Annotated in this window: 6 protein-coding genes; all 6 read right to left on the bottom strand. The window is 65.2% G+C overall.

What is annotated here, in order from left to right; translation table 11 throughout:
• Positions 1-46: 46 nt before the first annotated feature.
• Genes atpA through EA346_RS00775 form a run of 6 tightly spaced genes read right to left on the bottom strand, consistent with a single transcriptional unit; the run spans position 47 to position 4,224 of the window.
• A complete protein-coding gene (gene atpA / locus EA346_RS00800) occupies positions 47-1,588 on the bottom strand; it encodes a F0F1 ATP synthase subunit alpha (RefSeq protein WP_296754411.1) in 1,542 nt (513 codons plus the stop codon).
• A 13-nt stretch (positions 1,589-1,601) separates the two neighbouring features.
• Positions 1,602-2,138: a F0F1 ATP synthase subunit delta gene (locus tag EA346_RS00795; RefSeq protein WP_296754408.1), complete on the bottom strand. Its 537-nt coding sequence runs from the start codon at positions 2,136-2,138 to the stop codon at positions 1,602-1,604.
• Positions 2,139-2,147: 9 nt separating this feature from the next.
• Positions 2,148-2,618, bottom strand: coding sequence for a F0F1 ATP synthase subunit B (locus tag EA346_RS00790; RefSeq protein WP_296754404.1), 471 nt, complete (start codon positions 2,616-2,618; stop codon positions 2,148-2,150).
• A 54-nt stretch (positions 2,619-2,672) separates the two neighbouring features.
• Entirely contained in the window at positions 2,673-2,912 is a 240-nt protein-coding gene (atpE, locus tag EA346_RS00785) for a F0F1 ATP synthase subunit C (protein ID WP_006746696.1), read from the bottom strand.
• Positions 2,913-2,966: 54 nt separating this feature from the next.
• Complete coding sequence (gene atpB, locus EA346_RS00780; protein ID WP_296754414.1) at positions 2,967-3,809, bottom strand: F0F1 ATP synthase subunit A; 843 nt, start codon at positions 3,807-3,809, stop codon at positions 2,967-2,969.
• A gap of 31 nt (positions 3,810-3,840) precedes the next feature.
• Positions 3,841-4,224, bottom strand: coding sequence for an ATP synthase subunit I (locus tag EA346_RS00775; protein WP_296754401.1), 384 nt, complete (start codon positions 4,222-4,224; stop codon positions 3,841-3,843).
• Positions 4,225-4,498: the final 274 nt, after the last annotated feature.

Genomic DNA, 4,498 nt, shown 5'->3' with positions numbered 1-4,498 from the left:
TGATCTGCGTCCGGATTTCCTTTGTGCCCGCCATCGCGTGCTCCCGTTACCAGCTGTGTTTGGCCTTGAACTCTTCCAGGGCCTTGCGCAGTGCCGACTCGATCTCGGCATCGTAGTCGCCGGACTCGTTGATCTTGTCCAGCAGCGCCTTCTGCGAAGACCGTGCGTAGTCGAGCAGGGCCTGTTCGAAGCTCACGATCTTTTCCTCTTCCACGTCGTCCAGGAAGCCCTCGTTGGCCGCGAACAGCGAGAAGGCCATCTCGCCGACCGCCAGCGGGGAGTACTGGCCCTGCTTCATCAGCTCGGTCACGCGCTTGCCGCGGTCCAGCTGCCTGCGGGTGAGCTCGTCGAGATCGGAGGCGAACTGCGAGAAGGCCGCCAGCTCGCGGTACTGGGCGAGGGCGAGGCGCACGCCGCCACCGAGCTTCTTGATGATCTTGGTCTGGGCGGCGCCGCCGACGCGCGACACCGACAGGCCCGCGTTGATCGCCGGACGGATGCCCGCGTTGAACAGGTCGGTCTCCAGGAAGATCTGGCCGTCGGTGATCGAGATCACGTTCGTGGGCACGAAGGCCGACACGTCGCCGGCCTGGGTCTCGATGATCGGCAACGCGGTCAGCGAGCCGGTCTGGCCGGTGACTTCGCCGTTGGTGGCCTGTTCCACGTAGTCGGTGTTCACCCGCGAGGCCCGCTCCAGCAGGCGCGAGTGCAGATAGAAGACGTCACCGGGGTAGGCCTCGCGGCCCGGCGGGCGACGCAGCAGCAGCGACACCTGGCGGTAGGCCCAGGCCTGCTTGGTCAGGTCGTCGTAGACGATCAGGGCGTCCTCGCCCCGATCGCGGAAGTACTCGCCCATGGTGCAGCCGGCGTAGGGGGCGATGAACTGCATCGCCGCCGACTCGGAGGCGTTCGCGGCGACGATGATGGTGTGTTCCATCGCTCCCGCGTCTTCCAGGCGGCGCACCACGCCAGCGACCGAGGAGGCCTTCTGGCCCACCGCCACGTAGATGCACTTCACGCCGCTGCGGATCTGGTTGATGATCGCGTCCACCGCCACCGCGGTCTTGCCGGTCTGGCGGTCGCCGATGATCAGCTCGCGCTGGCCGCGGCCGATCGGCACCATCGCGTCGATCGCCTTCAGGCCGGTCTGCAGCGGCTGCGACACCGACTGGCGCTCGATCACGCCCGGCGCGATCTTCTCGATCGGCGCGGTCACGTCGGTGTTCACCGGCCCCTTGCCGTCGATCGGCCGGCCCAGCGAGTCCACCACCCGGCCCAGCAGCTCGGGACCGACCGGGACCTCGAGGATGCGGCCGGTGCAGCGCACGGTGTCGCCCTCGGTGATGTGCTTGTAGTCGCCCAGGACCACCGCGCCGACCGAGTTGCGCTCGAGGTTCAGCGCCATGCCGAAGGTGTCGCCCGGGAACTCGATCATTTCGCCCTGCATCACGTCGCCGAGGCCGTGGATCCGGGCGATGCCATCGGTCAGGCTGACCACGGTGCCCTCGGTCCGGGCCTCCGAGCTCACCTCGAACTTCTCTATGCGCTGCTTGATGAGATCACTGATCTCGGAAGGGTTCAGTTGCATGGGTAGATTCCTCTTAGCGACTCAAATTGGCGGCAAGGCGGCTCAGCTGGCCCCGGACGGACCCGTCGATGACCAGGTCGCCGGCACGGACCACGACACCGCCGAGCAGGGATTCATCGACCGAGCAGTCCAGTTCGACCTCACAGCCAAGGCGCTCGCGCAGGGCTTCGAGCAGCTGCTTTTCCTGGGCCTGGGTGACCTTCCGGTGGGACACGACCTGGGCGACGACCCGCTTCTCGGTCTCCGCCTTCAGTGCCGCGAATTCGGTCCGGACGGCGGGCAGGCTCGGCAGGCGGCCGTTCTCGGCGAGCAGCTGGACGAAGTTGCGCGTCTCGCTGCTCAGGTGACCCTCGGCGATGCCGAGCACCAGGCCGGACTTCGCCGCGCGGTCGACCCGGGGGTCCGCCAGCACGGCGCGCACGCGGTCATCATCGGCAATGGCGGCCAGCAGGGCCAGTTCGTCGTCCCAGGCCTGCAGCGTATCCTGCGCCTGGGCCAGATCGAAGGCCGCGCGGGCGTAGGGTCGGGCGACCTGTGTCATGTCGGCCATGGGGTCTCCTTACAGCCTTTTGGCGAGGTTTTTCAGGAGATCGCCGTGCGTCTTGGCGTCGATCTCCTTCGCCAGGATCTGCTCGGCACCCTGAACCACCAGCTTGGCCAGTTGCTTGCGCAGTTGCTCGCGAGCGCGGTTGACCTCCTGCTCGATGTCGGCGTGCGCGGCCTCCTTGATGCGGTCGCCTTCCTCGCGCGCCGTCGTCTTGCTCTCCTCGACCATGTCGTTGGAGCGCTTCTGCGCCGCGGCGATGATCTCCGCAGCCTGCTGCTTGGCCTGCTTGATGACTTCCTTGGCGCGTTCCTCGGCGAGGCGCTGCTCGTTCTGGCCACGCTCGGCGGCCGCGAGGCCCTCGGCGATCTTCCTGCGCCGGGTCTCCAGGGCATCGGAAAGCGGCGGCCAGACGAAGCGCATGGTGAACCACACGAATACGCTGAACGCGAGCAACTGCCCGATGATGGTGAGATTGATATTCATCCTGGTACCTCAGGTTGACGAGTAGTGAGGGATCCTCGGGACCCGGTCAGCCTCTTAGCCACCCAGAGCGAACAGGACGTACAGGCCGATACCCACGCCGATCATCGGGACCGCGTCGGTCAGGCCCATCACGATGAAGAACTGGGTACGCAGCATCGGGATCAGTTCGGGCTGACGCGCCGCGCCTTCGAGGAAGCGACCACCGAGGGTCCCCACGCCGATCGCGGCACCGACGGCGGCCAGACCCAGCAGCAGGGAGCCAGCCAGAACGATCAGAGCGTTTGCCATTTCCATTTTGAATCTCCAGTCGAGTTTGAATCAGTCAGTTGGTTTGAGAGGGATCGAAAGCTAGTGGTCTTCGCTGTACGCCATGTCGATGTACACGACCGTCAGGACCATGAAGATGAAGGCCTGCAGCGGCACGACAAGGATGTGGAAAATGGCCCAGCCCACATGCAGGACGCCACCGACCAGGCCGAGCACCAGGCCGGCCGAGTACATCACGCCGATCAGGATGAAGATCATCTCCGCGGCGTAGAGGTTACCGAAGAGTCGCAGGGCGAGCGAGATGGGCTTGGCGATCAGGTTGATCGTTTCCAGCACGAAGTTGATCACCCAGAAGATCGGCTTGATCACGGTGATGCTCGTCTGGAACGGGATGCCCGTCAGCTCCTTGATGAAGCCGACCGGACCCTTGATCTTGAGGCTGTAGTAGATGATCAGGATGAACACCCCGAGCGCGAGACCCACGGTCACGTTCACATCGGTGGTGGGCACGATCTTCATGTACGGGATACCGGCCAGATAGGCCAGGTACGGAATCAGATCGACCGGGACCAGGTCCATCAGGTTGAGCAGGAAGATCCAGACGAAAATCGTCAGCGCCAGCGGCGCGACCATGTCGTTCTTGTGCTTGAAGGAGCCGCGGACGTTTTCATCCACGAAGTCCATGATCCACTCGACGAAGTTCTGCCAGCCGCCGGGAACGCCGGCGGTCACGTGCCTGGCGGCGGCGCGGAAACTCAGGATGAACAGAATGCCCAGGCCGATGGACCAGAGCATGGAATCGACGTGGATGGCCCAGAAGCCCATCTCCGCCGCTTCGCTGCTGGTCATCGCGAAACCCAGCCCCGTTTCGGGGTGGTAACCGAAGGTGAGGTTGGTCAGATGGTGAGCAATGTGCTCTTCCATGGTGGGCAGTTCGTTTCCTGAAGCCATGCAGTTATCTCTTCATTGCTTGATCAGAAACCCGGTGCATCCACCACACCGGCAGGAGATGCACCACCAGGAAGGACCCGAGCAGCACGAACACGGCCGGCTCGTCGACGGTGACGAACACGATGGCAAAACCCGCCGCAACCAGCACCAGGCGCGCCAGCTCCGCGCCCATCATCCGGGTGGTCAGGGCCCCGGGATCCGCGGCCCGGTAATTGCGGAACACCAGCACCACCGCGAACAGGTTCCCGACGATCGCGATGCCACCGCCCAGCAGCGCTCCGAGCGCCCAGGCGGTGCTGACCGGCACCAGGGCAGCCGCCGCGAACAGGGTCACGCCCAGTTGCAGGGCGAGCGACTGCAGCGCTGCCTTGGAACTCTGTTGCGTCATTCGACGGACGCGCCCGCTGGCCCGTCCCCTCCCCGAAAAAGTTGGCGCAGTATAAGAGTGGTCTTATGATCAGGTCAAACCGGTTTCGCTGCAGCGCCGCATCGCCCGCAGACCGCGTTGCTGCCGGGTACGGAAGAGCCTTCGGACGCGAGGAGGACGCCGACGTGCGGGGGCGGGGTGGTGTCGGGCGGACTCGCCTCCCACAAGGGCCGGGCCCAGCACCGTAGGAGGCCAGCCCCCTGGGCGACATCCCCCGGCGCCAAATCGCCGAGAG

Source organism: Thioalkalivibrio sp., from assembly GCF_007692535.1.
GTDB lineage: Bacteria > Pseudomonadota > Gammaproteobacteria > Ectothiorhodospirales > Ectothiorhodospiraceae > Thioalkalivibrio.
This window is presented reverse-complemented; position numbering and strand designations above follow the sequence as displayed.

Coding starts and splice junctions, on each gene's coding strand:
- atpE (WP_006746696.1), bottom strand. CDS start 2,912: ATGGAAATGGCAAACGCTCTGATCGTTCTGGCTGGCTCCCTGCTGCTG.
- EA346_RS00790 (WP_296754404.1), bottom strand. CDS start 2,618: ATGAATATCAATCTCACCATCATCGGGCAGTTGCTCGCGTTCAGCGTA.
- EA346_RS00795 (WP_296754408.1), bottom strand. CDS start 2,138: ATGGCCGACATGACACAGGTCGCCCGACCCTACGCCCGCGCGGCCTTC.
- atpB (WP_296754414.1), bottom strand. CDS start 3,809: ATGGAAGAGCACATTGCTCACCATCTGACCAACCTCACCTTCGGTTAC.
- EA346_RS00775 (WP_296754401.1), bottom strand. CDS start 4,224: ATGACGCAACAGAGTTCCAAGGCAGCGCTGCAGTCGCTCGCCCTGCAA.
- atpA (WP_296754411.1), bottom strand. CDS start 1,588: ATGCAACTGAACCCTTCCGAGATCAGTGATCTCATCAAGCAGCGCATA.